This window comes from Fibrella aquatilis, assembly GCF_017353255.1.
GTDB lineage: Bacteria > Bacteroidota > Bacteroidia > Cytophagales > Spirosomataceae > Fibrella > Fibrella aquatilis.
Genome location: NZ_JAFMYU010000031.1, coordinates 41,034 through 67,880, shown reverse-complemented (window position 1 = coordinate 67,880; position 26,847 = coordinate 41,034). Strand labels below are relative to the sequence as shown.

20 protein-coding genes are annotated in these 26,847 nt (G+C 56.8%); 12 read left to right on the top strand and 8 right to left on the bottom strand.

What is annotated here, in order from left to right; genetic code table 11:
* Window positions 1-155 precede the first annotated feature (155 nt).
* The 3 genes from J2I48_RS25755 (at window position 156) to J2I48_RS25745 (ending at window position 6,175) form a co-directional block, all read left to right on the top strand.
* On the top strand, window positions 156-527 hold the full coding sequence (locus J2I48_RS25755; RefSeq protein ID WP_207338418.1) for a BlaI/MecI/CopY family transcriptional regulator: 372 nt from the start codon (window positions 156-158) through the stop codon (window positions 525-527).
* Window positions 514-2,796, top strand: a complete 2,283-nt coding sequence (locus tag J2I48_RS25750) for a M56 family metallopeptidase (protein WP_207338404.1) — start codon at window positions 514-516, stop codon at window positions 2,794-2,796. The genes J2I48_RS25755 and J2I48_RS25750 overlap by 14 nt, the downstream gene beginning before the upstream one ends.
* 196 nt (window positions 2,797-2,992) lie before the next feature.
* Entirely contained in the window at window positions 2,993-6,175 is a 3,183-nt protein-coding gene (locus J2I48_RS25745; protein WP_207338403.1) for a TonB-dependent receptor, read from the top strand.
* A 103-nt stretch (window positions 6,176-6,278) separates the two neighbouring features.
* On the opposite strand, the gene J2I48_RS25740 is transcribed toward J2I48_RS25745, so the two are convergent.
* Window positions 6,279-7,163, bottom strand: a complete 885-nt coding sequence (locus tag J2I48_RS25740; protein ID WP_207338402.1) for a cation diffusion facilitator family transporter — start codon at window positions 7,161-7,163, stop codon at window positions 6,279-6,281.
* A 188-nt stretch (window positions 7,164-7,351) separates the two neighbouring features.
* Window positions 7,352-7,990, bottom strand: a complete 639-nt coding sequence (locus J2I48_RS25735) for an HD domain-containing protein (RefSeq protein WP_207338401.1) — start codon at window positions 7,988-7,990, stop codon at window positions 7,352-7,354.
* Between the two features lie 354 nt (window positions 7,991-8,344).
* Here J2I48_RS25735 and J2I48_RS25730 point away from each other — a divergent pair, with 354 nt between their 5' ends.
* On the top strand, window positions 8,345-8,629 hold the full coding sequence (locus tag J2I48_RS25730) for a hypothetical protein (protein WP_207338400.1): 285 nt from the start codon (window positions 8,345-8,347) through the stop codon (window positions 8,627-8,629).
* 15 nt (window positions 8,630-8,644) lie between these two features.
* Here the strand turns inward: J2I48_RS25730 and J2I48_RS25725 are convergent, their stop codons facing one another.
* The 4 genes from J2I48_RS25725 to J2I48_RS25710 all read right to left on the bottom strand — a co-directional run bounded on the left by J2I48_RS25725 (window position 8,645) and on the right by J2I48_RS25710 (window position 13,647).
* The gene (locus J2I48_RS25725; protein ID WP_207338399.1) at window positions 8,645-9,865 is read right to left on the bottom strand and encodes an exo-alpha-sialidase; all 1,221 of its coding nucleotides are present in this window, start codon (window positions 9,863-9,865) and stop codon (window positions 8,645-8,647) included.
* Between the two features lie 61 nt (window positions 9,866-9,926).
* A complete protein-coding gene (locus J2I48_RS25720; protein ID WP_207338398.1) occupies window positions 9,927-10,763 on the bottom strand; it encodes a DUF4198 domain-containing protein in 837 nt (278 codons plus the stop codon).
* Window positions 10,764-10,788: 25 nt separating this feature from the next.
* Window positions 10,789-13,104: a TonB-dependent receptor gene (locus J2I48_RS25715; RefSeq protein WP_229376796.1), complete on the bottom strand. Its 2,316-nt coding sequence runs from the start codon at window positions 13,102-13,104 to the stop codon at window positions 10,789-10,791.
* Window positions 13,105-13,260: 156 nt separating this feature from the next.
* On the bottom strand, window positions 13,261-13,647 hold the full coding sequence (locus tag J2I48_RS25710; RefSeq protein ID WP_207338396.1) for a hypothetical protein: 387 nt from the start codon (window positions 13,645-13,647) through the stop codon (window positions 13,261-13,263).
* Between the two features lie 228 nt (window positions 13,648-13,875).
* Here J2I48_RS25710 and J2I48_RS25705 point away from each other — a divergent pair, with 228 nt between their 5' ends.
* The 4 genes from J2I48_RS25705 (at window position 13,876) to J2I48_RS25690 (ending at window position 17,941) form a co-directional block, all read left to right on the top strand.
* Window positions 13,876-14,961 carry an MBL fold metallo-hydrolase gene (locus J2I48_RS25705; protein WP_229376794.1) on the top strand — a complete coding sequence of 362 codons (1,086 nt, stop codon included), beginning with the start codon at window positions 13,876-13,878 and terminating at the stop codon, window positions 14,959-14,961.
* A gap of 144 nt (window positions 14,962-15,105) precedes the next feature.
* Window positions 15,106-15,918 carry an MbnP family protein gene (locus J2I48_RS25700; RefSeq protein WP_207338394.1) on the top strand — a complete coding sequence of 271 codons (813 nt, stop codon included), beginning with the start codon at window positions 15,106-15,108 and terminating at the stop codon, window positions 15,916-15,918.
* Window positions 15,915-17,039 carry a cytochrome-c peroxidase gene (locus tag J2I48_RS25695; protein ID WP_207338393.1) on the top strand — a complete coding sequence of 375 codons (1,125 nt, stop codon included), beginning with the start codon at window positions 15,915-15,917 and terminating at the stop codon, window positions 17,037-17,039. The genes J2I48_RS25700 and J2I48_RS25695 overlap by 4 nt, the downstream gene beginning before the upstream one ends.
* Window positions 17,040-17,134: 95 nt before the next feature.
* Complete coding sequence (locus tag J2I48_RS25690; protein WP_207338392.1) at window positions 17,135-17,941, top strand: polyprenol monophosphomannose synthase; 807 nt, start codon at window positions 17,135-17,137, stop codon at window positions 17,939-17,941.
* A gap of 27 nt (window positions 17,942-17,968) precedes the next feature.
* On the opposite strand, the gene J2I48_RS25685 is transcribed toward J2I48_RS25690, so the two are convergent.
* Entirely contained in the window at window positions 17,969-18,265 is a 297-nt protein-coding gene (locus tag J2I48_RS25685; protein ID WP_207338391.1) for a hypothetical protein, read from the bottom strand.
* Window positions 18,266-18,734: 469 nt separating this feature from the next.
* Here J2I48_RS25685 and J2I48_RS25680 point away from each other — a divergent pair, with 469 nt between their 5' ends.
* From J2I48_RS25680 to J2I48_RS25665, 4 genes are all read left to right on the top strand, one after another.
* Window positions 18,735-19,616 carry a hypothetical protein gene (locus tag J2I48_RS25680; protein WP_229376792.1) on the top strand — a complete coding sequence of 294 codons (882 nt, stop codon included), beginning with the start codon at window positions 18,735-18,737 and terminating at the stop codon, window positions 19,614-19,616.
* Between the two features lie 55 nt (window positions 19,617-19,671).
* Complete coding sequence (locus J2I48_RS25675; RefSeq protein ID WP_207338390.1) at window positions 19,672-23,067, top strand: SusC/RagA family TonB-linked outer membrane protein; 3,396 nt, start codon at window positions 19,672-19,674, stop codon at window positions 23,065-23,067.
* Window positions 23,068-23,201: 134 nt separating this feature from the next.
* Window positions 23,202-24,728, top strand: a complete 1,527-nt coding sequence (locus J2I48_RS25670; protein ID WP_207338389.1) for a RagB/SusD family nutrient uptake outer membrane protein — start codon at window positions 23,202-23,204, stop codon at window positions 24,726-24,728.
* Window positions 24,729-24,731: 3 nt separating this feature from the next.
* Complete coding sequence (locus tag J2I48_RS25665; RefSeq protein WP_207338388.1) at window positions 24,732-25,994, top strand: YdcF family protein; 1,263 nt, start codon at window positions 24,732-24,734, stop codon at window positions 25,992-25,994.
* A gap of 98 nt (window positions 25,995-26,092) precedes the next feature.
* Here the strand turns inward: J2I48_RS25665 and J2I48_RS25660 are convergent, their stop codons facing one another.
* Window positions 26,093-26,842: a LytR/AlgR family response regulator transcription factor gene (locus J2I48_RS25660; protein ID WP_207338387.1), complete on the bottom strand. Its 750-nt coding sequence runs from the start codon at window positions 26,840-26,842 to the stop codon at window positions 26,093-26,095.
* Window positions 26,843-26,847: the final 5 nt, after the last annotated feature.

The window sequence follows — 26,847 nt, the reverse complement described above, 5'->3', positions numbered from 1 at the left end:
TTTCAGTTTTTAGTTGGGCATCCGCGCAGGTGTGGCATACCGATAGCACAAAACTGAAGACAGTAAACGGAAAACAGAAAACTTTTTTCTCCACTTAATTTGGTCTTACGAAATCTTTCGTACATGTTTGCTACGAAATAATTCGTAGATGAATGATGCGACCAACAGATTCTGAACTGGAGATCCTGCACGTGCTCTGGCAGCACGGCCCGCGCACGGTGCGGCAGGTGAATGACGAACTAAGTCAGCAGCGTGACATTGGCTACACCACCACGCTGAAACTGATGCAGATTATGCACGAGAAAGGGCTGCTGACCCGCTCGGAAGAGGCCAAATCGCACGTGTACACAGCGGCGCTGGGTGAGCAGGAAGCGCAACACACGCTGATCGACCGGTTTCTGGAAACCACCTTCCGGGGGTCGGCCTCGCAACTGGTGATGCAGGTGCTGGGGCGACATAAAGCCAGCGCCGATGAGTTGGATGAAATCAAACGCCTGTTAAACAACCTTGACCATGATGCTCACTAACTGGCTCAACAACCCCACGGCTGAAGCCCTGGGCTGGACCCTGATTCATGCCGGCTGGCAGGGCTTTGCCGTGGTGCTTACTGTGGCCGTTTTGTTTCACCTGCTACGTCGTGGCCCGGCGGCGTTGCGTTATCGGCTGGGAATGAGTGGGTTATTTGTACAGGTGCTGGCTTCGGTGGGTACGTTTGCCAGCTACTACAAACCGCAGTCGCTCATTGGCACGGCTACCGAAGTGGGGCTGGCTGGCAACAGACCGGTAGCCTTACTGACTAGCTCCAATGACTCATGGCAGTATGACGTGCAGGTGTTTTTGGCTACCCACCTGACCGAAGTGGTCTGGCTGTGGCTCATTGGCGTGGCCCTTTTCGGCATTCGGCTGGTGGGCGGCTGGGCCTATGTGCAGCGCCTGCGCACCACCGCCATCCTGCCCGTGGCTACTACGCTGCTGGACGCTACCGCCCGTATGGCCCAAAAACTGAACGTGTCGGCGCGGGTGCGGGTAACGGCGCGGGTAACAAGCCCGTTGGTGGTGGGCGTGTTGAAACCGGTGGTGCTATGGCCGGTGGGCCTGCTGGCGGGCCTGAGCATGGCCGACGTGGAGGCGGTGCTGGCGCATGAACTGGCCCACGTGCGGCGGCACGATTATTTATTTAACCTGGTGCAGTCGGTGGTGGAGGTGCTGTACTTCTTTCATCCGGCGCTGTGGTGGCTGTCGGCGCGGGTGCGGGAAGAGCGTGAACACTGCTGCGACGACCTGGCTGTGGCCGCTATCGGCGATGCCCGCACCCTGGCCCGCGCCCTAGCCCTGGTCGAAGCCTGGCAGCGCGATTCGGCACCGGCACCAGCCCTAACGATGGCTTTTGCGGGCAAACGGCAACTGCTGCTGCAACGCGTACGGCGGATGCTGGGTGTACCCACGCGGCCCCTGGTTTCGAACGGCAGTTTGGCCGGACTAACGCTGGCGACGCTATTGCTGCTGAGCCTGTCGGTCTATGCCGTACAACAAACCGAAGGACCAAAACCCGCTCGTGGGGCGGCGAACGCTGCGCCACCTAAAGCCAACCGTCGGTATAAGGTTGATGGTAACAGCGAGTACGGGTTAACCAACAGTGGCCGACTGAGTTATGTGGTCTGGAAGGGGCAGAAATTACCGGCCTCCCGCGTGGGTCAGTTGCAACGACAACTCGACCTGGTTATGGGCGGAAAACTGAATCTCGACACCGTGAAGCAGCCTGACCGGGACATCTTGCTGACAATCATTGAAAAAAACGCGGCCTTCGATGCGGGTATGAAAGCCCTAAGCGACGGCATGGCGCACATCGATTATACTACTATTGACGCTGCTGCCAGCGCCAATATCCCCAACGTACCAGATGCATCAGAAGAGCAACTGGCCATCATATCCGACTCTACGCCAGTTGCACCTGCCGATACGGCTCAACTTCGGGCGGTGAAGCTAAAGATGGAAGCGCTCACTAAAGAGATGCAGAAGATCATGGCCGAACGGCAGCCGTTGGCTGACAAGTTGAGTAAGAAGATGGTTGAACTGGCTCAGGAAAATAGGGGGCTTCAACAGCAGGCGGGTCAGTTTTCAAAACAGCAAGCTGTTTTGGCGAAACAAGAGGCGGAGTTAGCCAGACAGCAGGTTTTACTGGCCCAGAAACTACGCCCGCTGGCCGTCGACATCGAACGATTATCGCGTCAGAATACAACACAGGCTAACCGACTCAGACAGCAAAAGGAGCGGCAACGCACCCAGTTGGAAGAGCAAATGGGCAATTTGGGTACACGTATGGGAAAATTAGGTAGTAAAATGGGTGTTTTGGGTGGTCAATTACAGCCTCTGGAGTCTGTTAAAACGCGCATAGAGCTACTAGCCGACTCGATCAGTAAACTCTACGAACCCACCTACGCGCTGTCTGATGAACTGGCTAAGCTATCGCAGCAGTTGGCCCAGCAGGTTGAAGAACAGACGGAAGCGGCCACGCGCATAGCCGAAGAAACCCTGGAACGCATAGAAGTAGTAGAAGGCGATGTTGTTCATATGCGTCCGGCCCGTGCCCCGCGCGCGCCTCGTCGGCCACCGGTAGCCCCACACCCACCCCGTCCGGCCGTTGCTGCTCCCGCGCCACATCCTGCCGTTGCCGCGCCGCCTGCATCACATCCCGCTATAGCTACTCCGCCTGCCCCAGCTGTGGCCCCCACGCCTGCCCCTGCCCCTGCTTCACCGTCGAAACCCCCAAAGCACCTCAAAAGCACTAGCGTGTAAATTGACACGGCTCACAAATAGTTAAGAAGACGGATACGCACAGGCTGTGTATCCGTCTTTGTTTTTAAACAAGGCGCACTAGCCGGCTAAGCGATCTTACTTAAGCAAAAAAAAAGCTCGAAATAATTATACCCTGTATAGTTTATCAAGAATAGGGTGTTAGTTTGCCGTGACGTATATGTAACTGCGTTTTTATATGAAATTTATACTCATGACTGTTCGGCCTCTTGCCGTTGGCCTTATCCTGCTGCTGGCAACCCTTACCAGCTACGCACAACGTATTTCTGGTGTTGTCCGCGATGAGCGCGGGCAACCACTCCCTGCCGCTACGGTGCAGCTCAAAGGCACGTCGAAAGGGGTTATTTCCGATGCTAAAGGTCAATATACTTTTCAGGACGTTGGTCCGGGCACGTATACCCTACAGGCCTCGTTTGTTGGCTTCACCACGCAACGCCGCGACGTTACGGTGGCGGCTGACCCTGTCACCAGCGATTTTACCCTGGCCGAAGATGCGCTGTCTATGGAAACCGTGGTGATCACTGGCACGTTCGACCCCCGCACCAAGCTGGAATCGAGTGTGGCCATTACCACCCTCAACAGCCGCACCATCGATCAGCGGGCACCCCGCGGCACGGGCGATTTGCTCCAGTCGGTGCCGGGTGTGTGGGCCGATAACTCGTCGGGCGAGGTAGGCTCGAAAGTGGTGGCGCGGGGCCTGGCTCCGGTGGGTAACGATCAGGTGGGTTTCCAGTACGTAAGCCTACAGGAAGAAGGCCTGCCCGTAATGGGCGCACAGATGGGCTTTGCGCTAGTGGACATGTTCCAGCGGGCCGACCTCAGCACTGCCCGGATGGAGGCCATTCGAGGTGGGTCGGCGGCCATCACGTCGGCCAACTCGCCGGGTGGTATTTTCAATTTTATTTCGAAAACGGGCGGCCCTAAATTCAGCGGGTCGGTGCGGACTACGGGTGGTTTCTACGGCAACAACAAAGGCCTGGGCCGTGTAGATGCCGAATTTGGCGGCCCACTCGCCAAAGGCTGGACGTACCACCTGGGTGGTTTCTACCGTGTAGACGGGGGTGCGCGCAATACGCCCTTCAACGCCAACCAGGGTGGGCAGGTGCGGGCCAACCTCAACAAGCTGTTTGCTAACGGTCGGGGTAGCCTGAAAGTGTACGGCAAATACCTCGACGACCGCAACACGTTTTTCAAAGAAATTGCCCTCGATAACACCCTCACCACGGGCTATGCTGGTGGCACCGACCCCGTCGACATTAATTATTCGACCACCTTCATCGACGTGAATGCGCTGGTGCCGCAGGCTGATCTGGTGCGGAAAGAAAACACCGTTGCGCAACCCACGCGCACATTCAACGCCCGCGACGCCATTCAGAACAAGACGTATTCGGGCGGTTTCGATTTGAGTTACGACCTGGGTAAAGGCTGGAACCTGGGTGCCCGCGCCAAAGTGTCGAGTTTCGATCAATCGTATTTGCAGTATCAGGGCAACACCGTATTACCGGTTATTCCGGGCCTGGCTCCTACGGCCACGCTGGCGGCGCAACAGGGGTACCTTCAGTTTGGTGCGGGTGCCCTGGCATCGGCGGGTACCTATACGGCGGCGGGCGTTCCGGCTACGCTGGCGGCCGCGCTGGTGGGGTCGTTTGTGCCGAGCCTGCTCTCGCCAACTTATTATGATGCCCAAACCGGCGAGGTGCTGGCCAAACTCAGAGTAGGCGGTGTATCCAACGGCGTTCCCTTTGCCATCCTCGACCCGTCGGTGCCCAATAAACTGGGTAACTACCTGCTGGCCACAGCCCCGCTGAACATGTTTAACAAGGTGGATGACCTGATCTGGTCGCTGAACCTGAACAAAGAAATTGGACGGCACCAGTTCACCTTTGGCTCGTACCAGTCGCAGACTACTATCGACACCCGCTGGTTTGTAGACGGTGTATTGAGTACACTGGGGGCCAACCCCCGTGCGGTGCGGGTAGAGTTTCCGGCCCCGGCCACTATTCCGGCTTCGGTAGGGGCTGTTCCGGCGCTCAACGCGGCCTTCGGCGGGTTATACAGCCCTACGGGTGTGTATAAGGCCACCGACGCCAACGGGATTGTGTTGCAAAGCGGCCTGGCCTACACGATCACCAACAACGTCTCGAAGCTAGGAGCCTATTATATCAACGACATCTGGAAAGCCACCGACCGCCTCTCTATCGACCTCGGCCTGCGCTACGAGCGCGTGCGGCACACGGGCAACAAGCAGGGCTGGCAACCTGGTACGGGCATTGGGGGACTGGGCGGCGTAGATCGTAACCCATTTACTACCTACGACTTAGGTACGCGGGTGTACAACGGCGATTTGTTTACCTACGGTACCAGCTACAGCACCGTAACCGGCACAACCACGCTGGTTCGTGATCCTACCACTAAGCAAATTATCCAGACAAATGCAGACCCGGATGGTGACGGCGACGGGTTCCTCTATGATTACGTGTCGTGGTCGGCGGGCGCAAACTACAGACTGTCGGCCACTACGGCGGGGTATCTGCGGGTGTCGCGGGGCAACAAAGCGCCCGAACTGGACTACTACGCTAACAATTTCGTGAATGTTCCCCTCGACAAAAAAGGAGCAATTGAGAGCGTCACGCAGGCCGAACTGGGTTTCAAGAGCAATGGCCGCAAGGCGTCGATTTCGGCCACAGCCTTCTACAGCTACCTCGACAATGCGCTGTTGCAGTTGTTTATCTCCAACGGATCGGCCAGCTTTTTTACCGATGCTACCTTCAACGCCACCCGTACCATGGGCCTGGAATTGGAAACGGTGCTCAACCTAACCAACCGCTTTAGCATTCGGGGTCATGCCACCCTACAGGACGCCAAGTATGACCGCCTGAGCTACCAGAACACGGCGGGGTCAGTAAACAAAGCCGATTTTTTCCTCGAAGATTTTTCGGGCAATAGGGTTAAAGACGTAGCTCCCGTTATGATTGACCTCACGCCCGCCTATCGCATCGGCAAGTTTAGTCCGTATGTGAACTACCGCTGGTTTAGCGAACGGCAGGGCAACCGCCGCAACAGCATTCAGCTACCGGCCTACGGCGTACTGGCGGCGGGCGTCACTGGCGATTTGACCTCGAAACTGACCATTGCCGTGCAGGCTACTAATTTGCTCAATAGCAACGGTATTCTACTCTTCGGTGGCTATGGCTTGCAGGGCACGACCCTCGAAGATGTAGCCGTGGGGGGTATCAAACGCCCCGACGGTACCATTTTGCGCGGTTCCGACATCAACGTCCTCAACGCCCTGAACTCGCCCGTATTCGCCCGCCCTGTGCTGCCCCGTCAGGTCTCGGCCAGCATTACGTATCGGTTTTGACAGTACGCAGTTCTACAGTATGCAGTATGCAGTGGGGCTGACGCCAGCGTACTCATGCGTCAGCCCCACTGCATACTGCATACTGTAGAACTGCATACTGACATTAGTCAATTTCCAGCGTGGCGTGGGTGATGCCCTGGTGTTCCAGTTCGTGGCGGACTTTCTTGCGGATGGCCGTAACCTGGTCGGGGGTAAGGCCGGGCTGCAGCACGAGGTGGGCGGTGAGGGCGTTTTCGGTGGTGCTCATGGCCCAAATATGTACGTGATGTACCTTTTCTACCCCGGCAACCCCCGCGATCTCGGCCTGCACGTCGGCCAGGTTTATGTTGACCGGTACGCCGTCGAGGCTGAGGCGGAGGCTGTCGGTAAGTAGCCGCCAGGTGCCTACCAGGATCACCAAGGCCACAATAAGCCCCATGGCGGGGTCGAGCCAGAACCAGCCGGTATACCCAATTACCACGCCCGACACCACCACCGCTACCGACACCAGCGCGTCGGACAGTAGGTGCAAATAGGCCCCGCGCATGTTGAGGTCGTGGTCTTTCTGGCGGAAAAACAGCAGCGCCGATGCCGCGTTGACCACAATGCCCAGCGCCGCCACCCAGGCCACAATGCCCCCCGCCACGGGTTCGGGATGCCGGAACCGCTGCACACTTTCGAGCAAAATGCCGCCCACGGCCACCAGCAGCAGCACCGCGTTGGCCAGCGACGCCAGCACTGTGCTTTTACGGAGCCCATATGTAAACGTCCGGCTCGACTTTACCTTCGCCAGCCGAAATGCCAGTAACGACAGCAGCAGCCCCGCCACGTCGGAGAGGTTATGCCCGGCGTCGGCCATGAGGGCCAGCGACTGGGTGTAGAAGCCCATACCAAACTCAACAACGACGTAGACAATGTTCAGCACGGCGCCGATAATGAGGGTACGGCTGACGCTGGTGATAACGGGCGTGTGGCTGTGCGCGTGTTCGTGGTTATGGTCGTGCGGCATTGCTGGAACCGCAGCGGCAGATCGTGCGGATAATACAGGTTGCCCCAAAGACTACTGCTATGAAGGCTAACCAACAAAAAAGGCGACTTGCGCGTTTGTACTGCCTGTTCGTTAAGATGAATACCTAACTCCAAAAGTTACCTTCTGATATGTGATAAGTTGCGCACATACCCTAAAACGGAAACAGGCTACACTGGTAATCTCTGTTCCAGAACCCGTTGCTTAACGGCCTCAATATCAACTCCGGCAGCCTGCATCTTTGTCTCGGCCCCCGCTTCTATTTGCCTTTTGAGTTCTGTTAACGTCTCATCAAATTGTACGTGCTTATCCATCATGTAGCTCATGTCATATTCAATTTCTTCCCAAGTGGAGAAGTCTGCGTGATTGTGCTGAAGCTGAACTTCCAGCTTATCCAGAGCATTAGCAACTTTTGATTCGTAAGTCTCCTTATTTTCAAATTCATAAAATAACTCATAGATCTCCTGACCGTTTGTTTCTTTCAGGTTTGATCGCAAGTTTTCAATTGCTTTACGCTCATTCTCTATTTTCTGCGCCTTGATAGTGGGGTCCCTCAACACATCTAATGCTGAAATATCTCTGGCCTCGGCTTCCACTAGATCATGAATAATGACCATTTTAAGAAGCCGGGCAATATCTATTTTTTGCCTGAGTAATGGTTCAATGAGTACAGCCATTAATGACATTCGCCATGTGTGCTCGGCCACGCTTTCTTGCCGGCCACTAGACGTATAGCTGTGCCGAAGTTCAAATTTCAGGCGTTCTGCGAGCGTTAAAACCTTAAGGATTGAGTTGATTTGCGTTTCCATACCGTTGAAACTACGTTTATTTCTGAAAAGTTGTTACGCCTTATCTAGACAGTTGACCTGTTGCTGGAGGGGGCTTTTGTAAACCTGAGATCTGCCTGGCCGGTTCATTCAACTCAGTAGATAGAATTCGCTGAATAAGCAAAATCGTGATTTCTTCAACGCACTCATTTCAGTAAAGATGGGTAAATTGGCGTTGTAGAAAGGGGAAGGCTTAACCACGAAAGATGAAGCAGGTCATGGAGCACATAGAGATTTAATTTTCTGGTGTCAACAAAAAGAATCTCTATGTGCTCCGTGACCTGCTCCATGCTTTCGTGGTTAAGCCTTACTTCACATCAATTCGGATTCCACTTTATGGAAAAGAAAGCTAATACGTACGTGTCGCCCGATGGCCGGGTGGTGGGCTGGCGCTGGTTTCGGGTGCCTGCCGTCTTGTGGCTTATCGTAGTAGGGTCGGCCCTCACCGCCATTGCCCTGATGATTCGGGTGGGCTATCTGCTGGCCCGCCGGGGTTCCATTCAACCCGGCGACGATTTTAACCTGACGGTCTTCGTGTTGCTCCTCAGCGGTGCTGGTGCGCTGGTGTTTAGCTTCGTTGTTTTCATGCTAGCCCGCCCCGAAGAGCCTGACAACCAGTAAAAAAACAACTAGCTGTCAGTTGGTTGGGCTGGCTATTAACTGCGTCACGATCACCGCCTTTTGGTCGCCGGTTTTTTGTTCAAAAGCCACCAGTAAACCTTGTTTGGCGGCCAAAGCAACGGGGTATGTGGCGCTTACCGTTTCGGGGGTCAGGTAGGTGGTGGGGGCGGTGGGACCGGCGCGCAGGGCAATGCGTTGGGTGTATTTGGGCAGCGGCTCGTCGGCGGGTTGGCCGGGTAATTTCATCGACTCGTCCCAGAGCCAGATGAGCCGGTTATTTTGCGCCACTACCTGCGGATGTTTGGCCCGGTTGGACAGCACTTCGCCAACGAGGGTGGGGTTGCCCACCTGCGCCAGCCGCAGGCCAATGGCATTTTCTTTACCCGAAAACCAGGTTACAAACACACCTTCGCCTGTTTCGGCTACTGACGGCCCCGCGTGGGGGCAGGCATTCACGCACCAGTTGTCGGCCACGAGTACAGCCGGTGGCCCGAAGGTTTTGCCACCGTCGGTCGAGATGGCGTGGCTGATATCACGGGCGGCTATTTCGCCGTTGGGATCGGGCAGCATGTCGCGGTAAGCGAGGTGAATCTGCTGTTTGCTATCCACAAATACGTTGGTACGGCAACACTGGCAGACGTTACTGTCGACCACGATTTCGGGCGAAAAACCACCCTGCGGTAACGTCTGCACAAACTTTACGGGCCTTCCCTCGTAGCCGGGCATCTTGTCGTCGAGCCAGACTACGCCAATTTGGCCGTTGGGAAGCCGCGTCAGATCGGCAAACGAGTGGCTCTTGCCGGGAGCCGTGTTCTGGTGAAGAGGTTTAGGGCCGGTCCAGGTTTTGCCGCCATCGGAAGAGGTTGTAAACAGTAGATCTCCCGCAAACCGCGACGATTCTACCGGGCGTGGTACCTCAAACAGAGCCATAACGGTGCCGTCGGTTTTTACGGCTACTTTGGGCATTCCTTCGGCGTGTACCGACAAGTTGGCCGGGGCCGGAATTCGTATCTTTTGGCCAAACGTTTGGCCGCCATCGGCCGAGACGGCCATGTAAAACGCGGCCTGTTTGTCGGTTTCTTTTTCAGCCCACGTCAGCACTGGGTGGCCCTGCTGGTTGGTAGTAAATCGGGGCGTAGTGCTGTTAAACCGCGGGTTCGACACGGTTATTTCGCGAATTGGCTTTTCGGCCAGCGCTGCCGCCAACAGCAGCAGCATAGACAGGATCGTATTCATGAAGAAGTTGATTGTTAATTAGTTATCTGTGAGGGGATTGTTCATTTGGCGACGCAGCTTGTTATCGGCAACCAAACGTCAAACTTCCCCAGAAACTTTGCCAGTCGGCTTCGGCACTAGCCGTTGTTGGTATCATGTGTACCAGGCTAATCATGTTTTGGCCTTTTTTCAGCTGAAAGTGAACCCGGCCGTTGGCGTCTGTTCGTAATTGCTCCTCCGACAACCCGGCAGGTTTAGCGTCTGGAGCAATTTTGGGGCCGTCGGCGGGGCGGTTCCAGTAGCGAACCAGCGCATTGGCCAGCGGTTTATGATTGAACAAGACCCGGAAGTCAATCGGTTTGCCTGCTTTTACGGTATATGGATTTTGTACAGGGATTATCTCCAGAGGCATACCGGTGTCCAGTCCATACGTCTGGTCAGACGTGATAACGGCTCCGGACTGGATCAGCGTTTTTACGCATCGCCGGTATAACTCCCGGCTGCGGGTTTGTGCCTGACCACGGTCCTGACGAAGGCGGATGATGTGGTCCAGCCCATCTTCCTGCAAGTACAAGAGGAAACTATCGGCTCGCATAGATAATTGTTTGTTAGTGTTGGCAAACGCTACCAGATGGGTTCCCGAACTGGCAATTTTCAGGGGTACCACGCCATAATGACCTTCGGTAAGGTCTGGAGACAGGTCCGTTTTTTGGCCGTTAGACCAATGTGCATATTGAACCAAGCGGTTTTTCTTTCCTTCTGACCGCTCCCCGTTGAAGTGTTCACCAACCAATACTTCGATGGCTACAACCTGCCCTGGCTCCACAAAAAAGGTGCCCGGCTGAAGCCAGAACTCGTGTGCCTGAGCCAATATGGCAACCAATACACAAAGGCCCGTGATCAAATATGTCTTTCTCATGTTTGCCACATAATTTATCGTTTGGCTATTTTCCGTTGAAACTGTATTGAATGCCTACGACAAACGTGCGGGGTGCGGCGGGGGTGTAGGTAGTACGGTCGGTGGGGTTGTTGCCACGGGTGGCGTTGGTGGCGAAGAGTGCGTTGGTAGCATTCAACACGTTGGTATACAACTCAATACCGTGCCATTGGTACCCCACCCGGACGTTGGCAAAGTCATAGCCGCCGTAGCCAACGGTATTGGTTTGATTCTGGTACCAGTTTGCCACATGTTGCCACTCCACCGACGTGCGGAAGTTCTTGAGCCAGCCCGGATAGTAGCTGATCTCGGTGTTCCAGAGCGAACGCGGGGCCGACGGCATGTCCTTGCCGTTGACGTTCTGGATGGCATCGGTAGCTCGCTGACTGAGGGTAAATTCCACGAACTGATGTACCGCATAGGTGCCCCCAAACCGGAAGAACAGTTGCTTCGAGGGCCGGTAGGTCAGGCCCAGCTCTACCCCCCGGTGCAGCGTTTTTCCCGCCGACTGGTAGTCCGTCGAGTTGTCGGGCTGGCGGATGTTGAGCAACTCGTTGGTGCCGTTCATCTGATAAACTGCCGCGTCGATATAGACTTTGTTGTGCAGCAGCGACGTCCAGCCGCCAATCTCTACGTTGTCGAATTTGGCGGGCTGGAGGTTGTAATAGAACAGGTCGCCGGAAAGGGTTGGGGTGGTGCGCTTCAGAAAAATGGCCGTGAGAGCCGGGGGCGCAAATCCCCTGGCATAGTTGGCATATAATCCTTTGCCGCCCCCCAGGTCATACGTAGCCCCGATCTTGGGCGTCACCTGACTGTACTCTTTGCCACCCGACGTTTTGTCCAGCGCATTGGTGTAGTCAAACGCCATGCGGTCGTAACGTATTCCCGCCGACATGCGCAGGTTGGTGATCGGCTCGAAATCATACTGCACGTAGGCCGCCGTGTTGTGAATATCGGCCTGATAATTAGCCAGTTGTATATCGGGGCGTTCTTTCACCAGAGTGTACTTGACTACCGATTTTTTGTCGGCCCGGAGCGTGGTGGCCAGGTCGGTCTGGTAGGCATAGTAGCTGTTTGGCGACAGGTCGATGGTGGCCCCGACGATGAGTTTGCTGTTCAGGAAACGCAGCCGCTGGGTATGTTGGGCAATGGCGCCGTAGCTTTTGAAATCGCTACTGTTGATCTGCCCCGTGGCCGTAGCCGACCCCGTTGTCCACCGGATGTAATAGGCTGGATTCTGCCCCACGCTGTTGTTGCGCACAAACGCCGTGATGAACGACTGCGACCCGTCGGCCCAGTCGTGTTCCAGCGTCAGGCGGCTGCGGAGGGAGAACGTTTTGCGGTAGGTGAAATCGGTGGTGCTCACATACTGCCGGGCAAAAAAGGCCGTGCTGTCTACGCTGCCGCTGGTTTGGGAATTATAATCATTGTACGACAGAGTGCCGGTAAGGCGCGTCTTGGGCGTAAACGCGTATTCGAGCCGGGCGAAATACGACGACTTATCGTAGTCGGACCGGGCCATCCACGAGTCGCGCTGCCGCGACACGAGGCCACCCACATAAAGGCCGAATTTACCCTGCCGCGCCCCCGCCCCAAATTGAAGTCGCTTGTAGCCCCACTGATCCACCTGAATACCCACGCGGGCGGTGGGTATGGCCGTGGGGCGTTGGGTGATGAAATTGACGGCCCCGCCCACGGCCTCAGGCCCATAGATAGACGACACCGGGCCTTTCACCACTTCGATAGAACTAACCGTAAACTGGTTCATTTCGAGCAGGGCGTTGTGGTTGAACACCCCCATGGGCCGAATGGGCACGCCATCTTCCATGTACAGAAAATAGGCGTTGGTGGTCATGGGCTGCCGAATGGCCATCATGTGCTGCTCGTTGTTGAGGTTCACCATCAGCACGCCCGGCGTTTTGTTGATAACCTCATAAATACTGGTCGGCTTGGTTTCTTCGATCAGCCGGGGTGACAGTTTCGAGATGGCAATGGGCGTCTGGGTACGTAGCGCGGCCTCGCGGTTGCCCGTCACAACTACCGTTTGCAGGTCTTCAATGGCCGGTTCGAGCGCAATACGCAGGGGCTGGCCAAGCGTAACAGGTATGTCTTGCTGCCGGTAGCCCACGGCCGACACCGTGATGATGGTGATGTTGGTCGGGCTGGAAAAGCGGCCGTTGGCATCGGTAGTAACGCCTGCCGTACCGTTCGACCAGGATAGCGTCACGCCGGGGAGGGGTTCTTTGGTTTGGGCATCATAGACCTGACCTGTCAGGGCCGACTGCGCCATAGCTCCTATACAGGCCAACAGCCCGAGGAGCATTGAAAAAAACTTAGTCATGAATAACTGTCGAGCCTGTATGACCCGGATTGGGTAAGCTGAAAAATCAAGACCAGCAGAATACCTGTAAAAACCTGGTTTAGGCGTTACCGGAATTACCAGGCGAATTCAATCGCCAACTGCCAATAAGCGAGATACTTACCTGATACGGGGAGGCTGAAAGATGCCGTGCAGGGGCGCGGCATAGGACCACTGCTGACAGTACGACACTGGGAGGCAGGAGGTTGCGTCTCCAACAGGGTTAGCAAATGCAAACGAGAACAAATCGGTGCAAAACAGGGCGATCACGGGCAGATTCTGCACGCGCTCGGTGGTTTCCTGATCTTCGTGCGCCTGCCGGGCCTTCAGCCGTTTGGCCAGGTAGCACTTACCGTTGCAGCGCAGTGCCGGGCGGCTGCGGTTTTCGCAGAGGGTTTTGGCAATGTAGTCGCGGTTGAGCTGAAACGACATCACGATCACCTCACGGCTGAAGAGTTGCAGCAGCAGCGAAACGATGAGGGTGTATGTCAGCAATTGCCGGACCATGCCTGACGGATTGTTCGACTGCAAAAGTAGAGCATTAGCGCTGTCACAGATTAAACGAATAAAAAAATAGGGGCACGCGGACCGGTCGGGATGACAAAAAGAGCCGCCCAACCCGCGTGCCCCTATTCTGCCCTTATCAAGTGAAATCGACATAATCTCAAGGAATACAGCGGGTGCCCGCTCACATGGGTCCGTACCTTTGCGGTCATGAATCGCCTGAAACGCATTATGCTTATCGTTCTTGCTGTGTTGGTTTTGTTAGCCCTTGGGGTCTGGTTGTTTATGCAATCGGCCGTGTTTGGCTCGGCTCCCGCCGCCGGCCGCCTGCAACGGGTACAGGCTTCCAAAAACTTCCGCGACGGCTCGTTTGTCAACGTCGAACCAACCGACGTTATGCGCCGCGAGGCGTCTTACTGGGCCATGCTGGGCGACAACTTCAACAAACCCGCCGACGTGGAGCCGAAACAGCCACTGCCTGCGGTGAAAACGGATTTGGCACAACTGCCTGATGGTAAGACTAGTATTGTCTGGTTTGGCCATTCGTCGTACCTCATCAAGTCGGGCAAAACTACGGTGCTGGTCGATCCGGTGTTTTCGGGGCATGCCTCGCCAGTGTCGTTTTTTGGGAAAGCGTTTCCCGGCACTAACGTTTACAGCGCCGCCGACATGCCGCCCATCGACCTGCTCATCATCACCCACGATCACTACGACCACCTCGACTATGAAACCGTGTTGGCCCTGCGCGATAAGGTCAAACGCGTGGTAACCTCGCTGGGCGTGGGGGCGCACCTGGAGCGCTGGGGCTACGACCCTACCCGCATTACCGAACTCGACTGGGACGAATCGGTGGACTTGTCGGAGGGATTTTCGGCCACGGCGGTGCCGGCAAGGCACTTTTCAGGGCGGGGCATCAAACGCGGGCAAACCCTCTGGAGTGCCTTTGTGCTGGACCTCAATGGGCAGCGCCTGTTCCTCGGCGGCGATTCGGGCTATGGGCCGCACTTCGCCCAAATTGGTCAGGAGCATGGCCCGTTTGATCTTGCCCTCCTAGAATGCGGACAGTACGGCCGCGACTGGCCCAGTATCCATATGTTTCCCGAAGAGGTGCCACAGGCCGCCCGCGACCTGCGTACCCGTGTGCTGATGCCGGTACACTGGGCCAAATTTGCCCTGGCATTTCACCCCTGGCACGAACCCATTCAACGCCTGACAAAAGCCATGATCCCCGCCGACTCCATCCTGCTCACCACCCCAAAAATTGGTGAACCCGTGGTGCTGAGTAAAACGTTGCCAACGGGTAAGTGGTGGGAGTGAGGGGAAATGAATGAACAATGTATAATGTACAATGGCTTCGCGCTTAGACGTTCTGAGGCGAAGTCATTGTACATTATACATTGTTCATTGTACATTCATTTCCCCCTTTCAGCGTTAACGTAGTGGTATAAAACTCAACTCAGTATGCGTCGTTTTTTTCTGTTCCTGACCTCGCTTGGCCTGTTGGCTGCCTGCAAATCGAACACCATCGATCAGCGGGGGGGCGCGCTGGCTGTGACGTTTGCTAATCAGGTCAATGGCAGTCCGCTAGTGCTCAATACTGCAACTTATACCAACAAAGCAGGGGAGGCGTTTACAGTCTCGAAATTCGATTATTTCATCAGCAACATCCGGCTTATCCGCGCCGATGGGTCAGCCTATGTCGTGCCGCAGGACAACAGTTATTTTCTGCTCCGTGCCGCCGATCCCACCTCGCAGTCGTTTACGCTGACGGGCGTGCCGGCGGGCGATTATGCCCAGATTGAGTATATGGTGGGCATAGACAGCCTTCGCAACACCGCCGACATCAGTCAGCGCAAAGGTGTGCTCGACCCCGGCAGCAGCCATACCAGCGGCATGTACTGGGACTGGAACACGGGCTATATCCACCTGAAACTGGAAGGTACCTCGCCCGCTGCCCCCACCGACGTCGCCGGGGCGAGGACGTTCCGCTACCACATTGGCCTGTATGGCGGCTACCAGACGCGGACGATCAACAACCTCCGCACCGTACGTATTCCGCTGGGGTTGGATGCCGCCTCCAGCCGCCTCTCTGTGGGACCCAACCTGCAAACGTCGCTGCAACTCCTTGTCGACGCGGGCAAACTGTTCGACGGACCCAAACCGTTTAAAATTGCCCAGTATCCCGACGTGATGGTGTCGCCCTTTTCGGCAACCATTGCCAACAACTACGCCACCATGTTCTCGTTTGGGTTTTCGCTGGCTGTGTCGCAATGAAACAGGCTGCTTCTTTTTGGTCGAAACAAACCCCCTGGCGCAGGCCCCTGCTGGGACTATTACTAGGTGCTAGCCTGTGCATATGGGCGGTGGTTTCTTGCAAAAATTCGGGTAATAATGAACTCGTTACGCCCACGCCAACGGCCTTTACTACCACGCCCTACCCGTGGACAAAGCCCGCCAATTTTCCCGAACCAGTCTATGACCTGACCAAAAATCCGCTCACCGTGGAAGGCGTTGCGCTGGGGAAAGCCCTGTTCTACGACGCCAGCCTCTCGAAAGACGGCACTATCACCTGCGCTTTTTGCCACTCGCCCTTCACGGCCTTCGCCCACACCGACCACCCCGTGAGCCACGGCATCCGCGATCAGCGGGGCACCCGAAACGTGCCGGGCATTTTCAACGTGGCCTGGGGTAAATCCTTTTTCTGGGACGGCGGCGTCACCAGCCTCGATCTGCTGCCCATTGCGCCCATTCAGAACCCCGTCGAGATGGATGAGGCCATGCCCAGCGTGCTGGCTAAAGTGCAGAAAAGCAGCCGCTACCGGCCACTGTTTCAGGCTGCCTATGGCTCCGATACGGTGACGACAGAGCGCTTTCTGAAGTCGATCTCGCAGTTTTTGCTTACAATGGTCTCGGCCAATTCGCCCTACGACAAGTATGTTCGGAAGGAAGTGGGGGCCAGCCTCTCAGACGCCGCACAACGGGGGCTGGTGTTGTTCCAGGCCAACTGCGCCGGTTGCCATGCCGAGCCGCTCTTCACCGATGGGCAGTTCCGCAACAACGGCCTGCCGCGCCTGACCAACGCCAAAACCGACGACCGTGGCCGGGCCATCATTACGGCCCAGGATGCCGACGCCTATAAGTTTAAGGTGCCCAGCCTGCGCAACATTGAGCGCACATTTCCCTACATGCACGACGGTCGTTTCCAGACCCTGGAGCAGGTGGTGAACCACTACGCCACCGGTGTGCAGGACAACCCGCAGTTAGACCCGCTGCTGAAGAAAAACGGGCAGGTGGGCATACCGCTCACCCCCGCCCAACAGGCCGACCTGGTGCAGTTTCTGAAGTCGCTGACTGATATCCAGTTCATCACCAACGCCGAGTTTCAACCGCAGTAATTCTGCAGGCAGAAGGGGGCAACTTAACGTAATTTAACGGCACTACTGCACTATTTTTGGCTCATAGCCTGTTCTGGTGTAAACGCCTTACTGTTGTGACTGACCGCCTCGTCATCATCCCCACATTCAACGAAATCGAGAACATAGAAGCCATCATCCGGCGCGTGTTTTCGTTGACCACACCGTTCGACCTGCTCATCGTAGATGATGGCTCGCCAGATGGTACGGCCTTGGTGGTGAAGACGTTACAGGCCGAATTTCCCGATCAGCTGCACCTGCTCGAACGGCGTGGCAAGCTGGGGCTGGGCACGGCCTACATTGCCGGGTTCAACTGGGCGCTGGCGCGGGGCTACGAGTACCTGTTCGAGATGGACGCCGACTTTTCGCACAACCCCGACGACCTTATCCGCCTGTACCGGGCCTGCGCCGAGGGTACGCCCGACGCCCCCCGCGCCGACGTGGCCGTGGGGTCGCGCTACATCAAGGGCGTGAACGTGGTCAACTGGCCCATTGGCCGGGTGCTGATGTCGTATGGGGCGGGGGTGTACGTGCGGTTCATCACGGGTATGCCCATCATGGACCCTACGGCGGGCTTTGTCTGCTACCGCGCCCACGTGCTGCGGGTGCTGCTGCAAAACCCCATCAAGTTTGTGGGCTACGCCTTCCAGATCGAGATGAAGTTCACCTGCTGGAAATACGGTTTCCACCTGACCGAAGTGCCCATCATCTTCACCGACCGCACCCGTGGCGAGTCGAAAATGTCGTCGAAGATTTTCAAGGAAGCCATCCTGGGTGTGCTCCAGATGAAGCTGGGCAGCTTTTTTCGGCACTACATTCCCCTTCCCCAAAACGCTGCCCCGGTCACTGCTCCCGTTGGTGCTGCTGCCGCCGAGGCTGTGTAGGCTAGAATTGACAGTTGGTTTTACCGTTCAGTATGTTGGCGGGGGCAACGAACCCCCGACAGGCGGGTTGTAAGTGCGTTGTCTGGTGTTGACGCGGTGAGTTGTTTTATCGAACAGGACCGCTTTGAGCAGATACAACGAAGGAAACCACATCAACGAACCAGGAATGGCCAGCCAATAACCAGCGGCTAAGCCAAGCGTGATGGCCAACGCTGCCCAGCGCAGCAGATGCTGGTTGCCAATCCAGTACTGAGCCGCCACCAGGGCTATGCAAAGCAGATGTAGTTCAGCCAGTACCGATTGCCCACCTCCGAATGCACTCATAAACAGTAGCGGCTGCCAGAGGTACGAGGCTATCCAGACTACCAGCCAAACAGGCTGTAAGGATCGCCAAAACAAGCGATTAGCGGGTAACAGATGCGCCACCCCGCCTCCTACCAAATCACAGCTCAACACGACAACGACCGTCTGTTGCCATAGGGTAAGACCGCTTACCGAATGGCTAAACGTTAGAGTCAAGGCGCTGGATATCAGTGCGCTACCATGAATCAGTAGTTGATCGCGTCGGCTTGTTTGTTCACCGTAGATGAATTGTAGGGCTAAAGGCACCTGCTGTTTCGACATTGGGTTACGCTGATTAACAGTCGTCAAATAGTGGGCCGCGAAGGTAATGATTTGGCGACACTTAGGTCATACCCACGTAACAGTGCCGCCCGACTTTTGCTCTCAGAAATGAACGCCTAACCTGCGGGTTAGCCTGCCTGATCCGCCGTGGGCGTTCACCACTCGACGTATGAACGGTTTTGTTATTGCGGTGCTCCTTGGCTTGGGGCTGATTGCCCGGCTACCGGGCGTTATCTCGCTTGCCGTTACCCGCACCACTACCCTCGATTCGCTGGGGGCCTGTCAGGGTGTTAGTTATCAGAACGGTACGGCTTATCTCTACGGTGACCGTGAGGTGGGAGTCATTCGGGCTTATACCGTCAGCGCCGATTCGCTGGTATATAAGGGGCCAGAAATCAGGCTGACCGTGGCCGGGAAAGACGTCATCAATCACCCCACGGGCCTGGCCAGGCAGGGTACGCTACCCACCTTCATCGGCAACAGTATTCGCATTGGTGAGCCGGGAAAACCCTCTACCGCCGCCGACTGGCGGGCGGTGATTTACGCCATCGACTGGGCCGGTTTGCTACGCACCCACACGCTGGACGGCAACCTCCTCCGCACCATCGACGATGATGCCGCCGTGCAGGGCACCCGACCCGAATACGTTCAATACCAGAACAACTGGTACGTGGCTACCGCCGACTACGGCAACCACGCCAACGCGGTGCGCCTCTATGACCCCGCCCGGCTGGCCACCGCCCAAAAAACCAGTGAGCCGGGGGTGCTGGTCAAGCAGTTTGCCTGTTCGCCTTGGGTGCAAAACCTGCACTGGATACCCGAAAAAGGCATGTTGGTCCTGATTCAGAACCAGATCGAAGGGCGGCGGTGGCGGTTCACGTTTATGGACCTGGCCAAATCCATCGAGGCGGGCCGTGAGCAGGTGATCAACACCATCGACCTCGACAAGACCGACGAACTGGAAGGCTTTGCCTTGCTCAGTGCCACCAAAGGCGTGGCGGTGACGTCGGCCAGAACGGCGAATGTGCATACCGTTACCCTGGGCTGGTAGTCGGTTTTGCGGCGTGTTTTTTCATGTACAGATACAACCTATACAACGTGCTCCTATGAAAAACTACTCCATTTTCGGCCAGCGATTCTGGCCAATACCGCTTGCTATTTTGCTGTGTATCAGTATGGTATGCTCAGGTGTAAGCTACGCGACCAACGGGCCGTCCACCCGGCTATATACCCAGGCCGTGCCCATAACCGGCACCGTCACTGATGAGCAGGGGCAACCCATTCCGGGCGTGACCATCGTGGAAAAAGCCTCGAAAAAAGGGTCCGTCACCGACGCCAACGGTCGCTACACCATCGACGCTACCGTGGGGGCCACGCTCGTGTTTTCGTCGGTAGGGTTTGTGGCGCAGGAGGTCGTTGTAGGTTCTGCACCGACCTTGAACGTGACGCTGAGAGAAGACGTAAACCAACTGGCCGAAGTGGTGGCGGTGGGCTACCAGACCCTGCGCAAAAGCGACGTGACGGGGGCCGTGGCCAACGTGAAAGCCCGCGAACTGAACCTATCGGCCCCCACCATTGGGCAGGCGCTGGTGGGCAAACTGGCTGGCGTGCAGGTGGCGCAGGTAAGTGGTGCCCCCTACAGCAGCACCAAAATCAGGGTGCGGGGCATCGGCTCGGTCAATGCCAGTTCCGACCCGCTCTACGTGATCGACGGTTACCCGGCGGCCAACGACGTGTACGTGAATCCCAACGATATCGAGAGCATCGACGTGCTGAAGGATGCGGCGTCGGCGGCCATTTACGGCTCGCGGGCGTCGGGTGGGGTGGTGCTCATTACCACCAAGCGCGGCAAGGAGGGCAAGGGCAAGCTCGAATATGAATACCAGTTTGGGGTGAATCAGCTCGCCAATAAGATCAAACTGCTCAACGCGAGTCAGTTTGCCCAACTCGTCATCGACGGGCGCAACAACACCTACCGCGACCTGACCATTAACGCGGGTAAACCCTGGACCGACGCCCTATTCTCCGACGACAACGCCACGCGCATTGCCAAAGTGGGCAACGCCGGGTCGGTGAGCATTCCGACGGACATCTACGATTTCGCCAACCAGAAGCTGATTGCTCCCAAATACAACACCGACTGGCAGGACGAGCTGTACCGGTCGGCACCCATGCAGCGGCACACGCTCCAGTTTTCGGGGGGCAGCAACGGCGTGCGGTACCTACTCAGCGGGGGGTACCAGAATCAGCAGGGCATCATCACGGCCACCAACCAGCAGCGCATCAACCTCCGCGCCAACATCGACGCCGACATGTCGAAGAAGCTGCACGTGGGGGCCAATTTCTTTGTCACCTCCACCAATAGCCGCGAGGTGCAGGAGGGCCGCTTCAACCAGGGACCCATTTTGGGCGCGCTCATCTACCCGCCCTACTTCCGGGCCTACGACGATAAGGGCAACCTGATCAAAAACGAAGCCGCCTCACAGCAGCCTACGTTTGGCTACCAGACCGTAGAAAACCCGGTGGCCCTGGCGCGCGAAACCAATATCCGGCGGCAGGGGCTGCGCGGCACCTACAACGCCACCGCTACTTACGACATCATGCAGGGGCTGTCGGTGAAGGCCAACCTGGGGGCGCAGACGTACAACGAAAAGTACGATTTCTACCTGCCCACCAGCCTCAGCAGCGGCAACAACCCGCCCTATTCGCCCGCCGCTATTGCCGCTGCCCGGTCTGTAGCGCAAACGCTCACGCAACTGGATCTGCTGGGCGAATTTACCCTCAACTACAGCCGTCAGTTTGGCAAAAGCGGCCTGAACGCACTGGCGGGCTACACCACCCAGCGCACCACCAACGACGTCATCAGCGTCTCGGCGCAGGGGTTTCAGAATGATCGGGTGGAAGAGATCACCGCCAAAGGAGCCGACCCCAGTCTGTTCACGCTCAACACAGCCTCTAACGGCCTGGCGGGCATTTATGGCACGGGCAAATCGGCCTGGACGCTACTGTCCTACCTGGCGCGGGTGGCCTATAATTACGACAGCCGCTATTTCCTGACGGCTTCTATTCGTAGCGATGGGTCGTCGCGATTTGGGCCGCTGAATCGCTACGGCACCTTCCCGTCGGTGTCGGCGGGGTGGACGGTGTCGGAAGAGCCGTTTTACCGGAATGCGCTGGGGCAGGCGTCGTCGTTGAAACTGCGGGCAAGCTGGGGCCTCACGGGCAACAACAACATTGGTAATTACAACTACCAGCAGGTGTTCAACAGCCCTGGCGGGGCCGTTTTTGGTAACAACACCATCAGCACGGCCTTCTCGGCGGGCGACATCCGCGATCAGCGGCTGGGTTGGGAATCGACGGCGCAATACAACGTCGGCGTGGATGCCGGGCTGTTCAACAACCGCCTGTTTGTCATTGCCAACTACTACGTCAGCCAGTCGTACAACCTGCTGTTCCGCCAACCCATTTCGGCCATATCGGGCACCTCGTCCATCCTGACCAACCTCCGCGACTCGAAGGTGCAGAACAGCGGGTTTGAGCTGCAACTCGATGGCCGGGTCATTGCCCGGCGCGATCTGAAAGTAAACCTGAGCGGCAATCTGTCGGTCAACCGCAATAAGGTGCTGAACCTGGGCGGGGCCAGCACGATCATCACCAACGGGGCCGAACGGTCGTATTTAACACACATCACCCAGGAGGGGCAGCCCATCGGCATGTTCTACGGTTTTCAGGTGGTGGGGTTAGTGCGGCAGTCGGACGTAGACAATATTGCTGCCGATAATGCCAACTTCAACGCCGCCACGCAGTCGTACCCCAAAGGCTACGTGATCAAAGGCCCGCCGCGCTCCACGGCCTCCAGCAACCCCCTGAAACCCGGCGACCTGATTTTTGCCGACACCAACGGCGACGGCGTCATCACCGACGCCGACAAGGGCATCATTGGCAACCCGTACCCCAAGTTCACCTACGGCTTTTCGGCCTCGGCCAGCTACAAAGGGTTCGACCTGAACGCGGCCTTCAACGGCAGCTACGGCAATCAGGTGCTCGACGGGCAGGATTATTACCTCTACAACATGGAAGGGTCGGGTAACCAGTATGCTGTGGTGGCCGACCGCTACCGTTCCGAAACTGAGCCGGGCAACGGGGCGGTGTACCGGGCGTCGCGCGGGGGTACGCAGAGCAACAGCACCCGCTTGTCTACTTTCTATTTGCAGGACGGCTCGTTTCTGCGCCTGGCCAACGTCACGGTAGGCTATTCGTTCCCTGGTAACGATTTGTTCAATCGGTTGAAAGTGAGTGGGTTGCGGGTATACGCGTCGGCCAATAACGTGTTTACGATCACCAAATACCTGGGCTACAACCCGGAGGTCGATTACAACTATAACATCAATGGCAACACGGGCACCAACATCAACGGCGCCACCAACCTCACCCCCGGCGTAGACTACGGCGTGTATCCCCTGGCGAAGTCATACAACGTGGGGGTGCGGGTTAGCTTTTAAAACTAAAGTTGGCGTAGCCCCCCGCCCTAAAGGGAGCCTGCTTGCGCTAGCGTACCTCCAGCGTCAGCAATAGGCTAGCGCAAGCAGGCTCCCTTTAGGGCGGGGGGCTACGCCAATTTCCAACAGATAACATCATGAAACACCTACTTTCCTTTCTTCTGCTGTCCACCCTCTTCATATTGAGCGGTTGTTCGCAGGATTTTCTGATCGAAACCGACCCCAATGCCGTATCGGTGAACGACTATTACCAGTCTGAAAATGACGTGCTGCTGGCTGTAAATGGGGTGTACCAGTCACTACGCAACAACAACGCCCTGGCCGAAAACAGCGGGTTGTTTTCCGAAGAACGGTCGGACAATACGGGCCGGAATGACAACCAGTCGAACGCGGGCGAGCCGTTTCAGTTCAACGATTTTTCGGTATTGCCCAGCAACACGTACCTGAAGGCGCACTGGCTGGCCCTGTACCAGATCGTGACCCGCGCCAACCAGGTGCTGGCGGGCATAGAGGCTGTCACGTTTGCCAAACCAGAAACAAAAACGCAGTATCAGGCCGAGGTAAAATTCATCCGGGCGCTGGCTTGTTTCCACCTCGTGCGCAAGTGGGGCGACGTGCCGCTGGTGACCAAACCGCTGCTGAGCAATGAGGTGTCGGCCAGCACGTTTCGGGAAAAGAAAGAGGCCGTCTACGCCCAGATCGTGGCCGACCTGACCGACGTAGTGGCCAGCCCCCTGCCCGACATACAACCCTTGGCGCAGAAAGGACGGGTGTCGAAAGTGGCGGGTAATGCCCTGCTGGGGCAGGTTTACCTCACGATGGCCACCACCCTCGATGCCGCCAACCGGACCACCAACCTGAACCAGGCCAAGACGTACCTGACCGCCGCCTACACCAAGCGCACGTTCGGCTTGCTGAAAGAGATTCCCTACGCCGACGTGTTTGACGTGACCAAAAAATCGACCAACGCCGAGATCATTTTCCAGATCGTGTACCGGCAGGGCGACCCGGTGTATTCGTCGAGCATTGCGGTAAATAATCAGGCGCAGGGCGAAACCATTAACTCACTTAAGGTAACCACGGGGGCGGGTGGCAACGTGAAACCCGACTTGGTAAAAGACTACGAGGACGGTGATCTGCGGAAAGATTTTTCGATCAAATACGCCAACGCGGCCAACGTGAAAGATTACTTCATTACCAAGTTCCGCGATGCCAGCGCCGGGGCTACCACCAACGGCTATGGTGGCAACGACTGGATTCTGATCCGCTACGCCGACGTGATGCTCATGTTGGCCGAAACCAACCTGTACCTCGGCGACGAACCGTCGGCCATTGCCCTGCTCGATCAGGTGCGCGACCGGGCCAAACTGCCGCTCTATGCCGTGGCCAAAACCAACGCTACCTACGCCGCCAAATACCCTACGCTGAAGCTGGCGATCCTGCACGAACGGCGCGTGGAACTGGCCTTTGAAAACCACCGCTGGTTCGACCTCCTCCGCTTTTTCACCCCCGCCGACCTCGTTGCTTATTTCCAGGCCAAACCCCAGGCCGACTACGGCACGGCAAAAGTGACGAACTTTGGTACGAAAGATTATTACTTTCCCATCCCCGCCGACGAGGTGAAATTGAACCCCACCAAGATGTACCAGAATCCGGGGTATTGAGCCATGAAAAACGCGCTGTTGCTAGGCCTTTGGCTGGTTTGTTACACAGGTTACGCCCAAACGCCGACGGGTTATCAGCGTACCTACCGACCTCTCAGTTCGGGCGATATAGTGGCCGACAAGCAATTTTATCTGCTTACGGTTATTGGTCAATCTGCTGATATACAGCGATTTGTTGCGAAAGATACGGAGCTGCTGGCTATCTGGCGCGAACGGGTCGGGCTGATCAACGCCCACGTGGCCGACACCTGCCGGTCGCCGGTATCGCTGGTGACGGGCTTCCGCTGGGCACCGGCCGATTCGGTTCGGTTGCAGGTGGCCATGGGTCGGCTCTATGACCAGCACCGGCCCGCGTTTGACAAACTCGTGGATGGTCATCTGCGGCCATCGGGTGCGTATCAGCGGTTTGTGGGCCTGCCCAATCGGGAACTGCTGGCGCGGGCGTGGGGGCAGTATGTGGTGGGCATTAACTACATCATCGACCAGTATGGGCTGGGTAAAAAACTTCGCTATCCCCGTATCGATTCGGCCAATTACCCCGTCAACGGACGCACCTACCGGACAGTATTGAAAGATATGTTTGCCGTGCTGGCCGAACGCGCCGACAGCCTCACGCTTGCCTACCAGCCGTCGCTGGCCGTGGCGCGGCAACTCATGGACGCCAACGACCGCGACGAACCCGCCCGCCATGAACCCATGGCCCAGCGCGACAACCGGGCGGCGGCAAATAGCGTGGGCAAAACGGTTTGGAAAAACTACCGCTACGCCGCTATTATGGTGCCGGGCAGCGGCCCCGAACTGACCACTACGCCGCTGAGTCCGCTCAACAAAATGCGGCTCGATCTGGTGGCGGCACGGTACCGGGCGGGCTGGGCACCGTTTATTGTGGTCAGCGGTGGGTATTGCTATCCGTTCCGTGGGCCGTATGCCGAAGCCGTGGAGATGAAACGCTACCTGATGCAGCAGGGGCAACTGCCCGAAGCCGCCATCATCATCGACCCCCACGCCCGCCACACTACCACCAACTTCCGCAATGCCAACCGCCTGCTCATCCGCTACGGCGTGCCCATGGACAAAAAGTGCGTAATGGTGTCGACCAAAAGCCAGACCGATTACGTGGACAACGCGGCTTTCGATATGCGTAATCAGCGCGAACTGGGCTATTTACCCTACCGCGACAAGCACCGCATCTCACCCCACGACGTGGAATTTTACCCGACCCTGGAAAGCCTGCACCTGGACCCCTACGACCCGCTGGACCCCTAGCATGACTCCCGTTATTTTCCCATCCAGAAGCAGAAGCGGCTTTTACTGCCATAACGTTATCCGTAGCAGGCAGATATGAGCTAGGTCGAACCTTATCATTAACGACTCAGCATCCGTTTCAGGAAATCGTCTTTCCGGCGGGTCGATACGTCCAGTTCCGTATTGTCAATCATGGTGACAGAGCCGCCCGCGCCTTTCTGGTAGCTTTTCAGGTAGGCCAGGTTGATGAGGTGCGATTGGTGAATTCGGAAAAAATGGGCGTCGCTCAGCAATTTGTCGAACTCTTTAAGGGTTTTGGCCGCCACCAGTTTCTGGTTGTTTTTCAGAAAGATCGTGGTGTAGTTACCATCGCTCTGGCAGCGGATAATGTCGTTTACGGCCAGAAAGACAAACCCGCTGGATACGGGTACACAAATACGCCGGTGGGTTTCCTGTTGCTGCTGTAGGTTATGGAGCAGGGCATCGAGCTGGCCCGACAAATCGGGCGGGGGTTTGCTGGTCAGTTTAGCCACGGCCTGTTGCAGGTCGTCGGGGTCAATGGGCTTCAGCAGGTAATCCAGGGCACTAAATTTAAAAGCCTGCACGGCGTATCGATCAAAGGCCGTGGTGAAAATAACAGAAAACCGAACAGGTTCGATTTGCCGGAGCAGGTCGAATCCGGTCTGTTCGTGCAACTGCACATCTAGAAAAATCAGGCTGGGCCGCACCGTGTTAATGAGTTGAATACCTTCTTCTACAGACTGCGCCCTGCCCACCACCTGCACCGTTGCGGCACAATATTCGGCCAGCAACTGGCTCAACCGCTCAAGGCAATGCGGTTCATCGTCGATGAGAATGGCCCGGGTCATGGCGT

Bases quoted from the DNA above. Each gene is read 5' to 3' on its own strand.
- J2I48_RS25750 (WP_207338404.1), top strand. From the start codon at position 514: ATGATGCTCACTAACTGGCTCAACAACCCCACGGCTGAAGCCCTGGGC.
- J2I48_RS25735 (WP_207338401.1), bottom strand. From the start codon at position 7,990: ATGGAAACGCAAATCAACTCAATCCTTAAGGTTTTAACGCTCGCAGAA.
- J2I48_RS25685 (WP_207338391.1), bottom strand. From the start codon at position 18,265: ATGAGTGCATTCGGAGGTGGGCAATCGGTACTGGCTGAACTACATCTG.
- J2I48_RS25740 (WP_207338402.1), bottom strand. From the start codon at position 7,163: ATGCCGCACGACCATAACCACGAACACGCGCACAGCCACACGCCCGTT.
- J2I48_RS25670 (WP_207338389.1), top strand. From the start codon at position 23,202: ATGAAACACCTACTTTCCTTTCTTCTGCTGTCCACCCTCTTCATATTG.
- J2I48_RS25720 (WP_207338398.1), bottom strand. From the start codon at position 10,763: ATGAGAAAGACATATTTGATCACGGGCCTTTGTGTATTGGTTGCCATA.
- J2I48_RS25700 (WP_207338394.1), top strand. From the start codon at position 15,106: ATGCGTCGTTTTTTTCTGTTCCTGACCTCGCTTGGCCTGTTGGCTGCC.
- J2I48_RS25705 (WP_229376794.1), top strand. From the start codon at position 13,876: ATGCTTATCGTTCTTGCTGTGTTGGTTTTGTTAGCCCTTGGGGTCTGG.
- J2I48_RS25745 (WP_207338403.1), top strand. From the start codon at position 2,993: ATGAAATTTATACTCATGACTGTTCGGCCTCTTGCCGTTGGCCTTATC.
- J2I48_RS25755 (WP_207338418.1), top strand. From the start codon at position 156: ATGCGACCAACAGATTCTGAACTGGAGATCCTGCACGTGCTCTGGCAG.
- J2I48_RS25715 (WP_229376796.1), bottom strand. From the start codon at position 13,104: ATGCTCCTCGGGCTGTTGGCCTGTATAGGAGCTATGGCGCAGTCGGCC.
- J2I48_RS25660 (WP_207338387.1), bottom strand. From the start codon at position 26,842: ATGACCCGGGCCATTCTCATCGACGATGAACCGCATTGCCTTGAGCGG.
- J2I48_RS25695 (WP_207338393.1), top strand. From the start codon at position 15,915: ATGAAACAGGCTGCTTCTTTTTGGTCGAAACAAACCCCCTGGCGCAGG.
- J2I48_RS25730 (WP_207338400.1), top strand. From the start codon at position 8,345: ATGGAAAAGAAAGCTAATACGTACGTGTCGCCCGATGGCCGGGTGGTG.
- J2I48_RS25675 (WP_207338390.1), top strand. From the start codon at position 19,672: ATGAAAAACTACTCCATTTTCGGCCAGCGATTCTGGCCAATACCGCTT.
- J2I48_RS25665 (WP_207338388.1), top strand. From the start codon at position 24,732: ATGAAAAACGCGCTGTTGCTAGGCCTTTGGCTGGTTTGTTACACAGGT.
- J2I48_RS25725 (WP_207338399.1), bottom strand. From the start codon at position 9,865: ATGAATACGATCCTGTCTATGCTGCTGCTGTTGGCGGCAGCGCTGGCC.
- J2I48_RS25710 (WP_207338396.1), bottom strand. From the start codon at position 13,647: ATGGTCCGGCAATTGCTGACATACACCCTCATCGTTTCGCTGCTGCTG.
- J2I48_RS25680 (WP_229376792.1), top strand. From the start codon at position 18,735: ATGAACGGTTTTGTTATTGCGGTGCTCCTTGGCTTGGGGCTGATTGCC.